The sequence below is a fragment of the Bacteroides sp. 519 genome, from assembly GCF_010500955.1.
Lineage (GTDB): Bacteria > Bacteroidota > Bacteroidia > Bacteroidales > Bacteroidaceae > Bacteroides.
Map to the genome: position 1 here is coordinate 219,763 of NZ_QVMJ01000014.1, position 606 is coordinate 220,368.

The window sequence follows — 606 nt, forward strand, 5'->3', positions numbered from 1 at the left end:
ATTCCAGCTCTTGCCTTTCACTGCTTGCTCGCGAATGGGAAATGTGGTGTAAAATACACTGCGGTCTTTAAAGAACTGTTGTTCGCCTTTTTGCATCTCCACCAGGAACTTTTCGCCTTGTTCGTTTTCACAATAAACATCGAATACTGCACGCCGATCGGCTTCCAGTGTACCAAGATGTTCGGCATTGAGGTAAGTAACGTCTTTTATAACTTGTCCATCAGGCAATAACGAATTCAGAAAACTGATTAACAAATCTTTGTTGAGCTCGGTACCAAACAGCTTCTTGAAACCAAAATCAGTATAAGGGTTGATGTATTTTTCTATAAGTCCTTCGCTTCCCATAACTTCTAATCGCTTAATTTTTCTATTTCTTCCAAAGATAATCCTGTCAATTCTTGAATTGTATGCAAAGGAATAGAATTGGATTTCATTTTGCGAGCAACTTCAAGAATACCTTCTTCGCGACCTTCTTCGCGTCCTTTTTCAAGTCCTTCGGCAAGTCCTTCTTCGCGACCTTTTTCAAGTCCCTTAGCCAATCCTTTCTTTTCGGATGTTTCCATCACACTATACCAGTCGCGGTAGTTCTTCAAACTGTCTTCGTAC

1 protein-coding gene and 1 pseudogene are annotated in these 606 nt (G+C 40.6%); both read right to left on the reverse strand.

Annotation, left to right across the window (positions count from 1 at the left end; genetic code table 11):
- On the reverse strand, positions 1 to 345 hold a 345-nt coding region (locus D0T85_RS22805; RefSeq protein ID WP_239060714.1), incomplete at its 3' end, for an Rpn family recombination-promoting nuclease/putative transposase.
- Between the two features lie 5 nt (positions 346 to 350).
- A pseudogene (locus D0T85_RS22810) lies at positions 351 to 606 on the reverse strand (hypothetical protein); the annotation flags it as partial.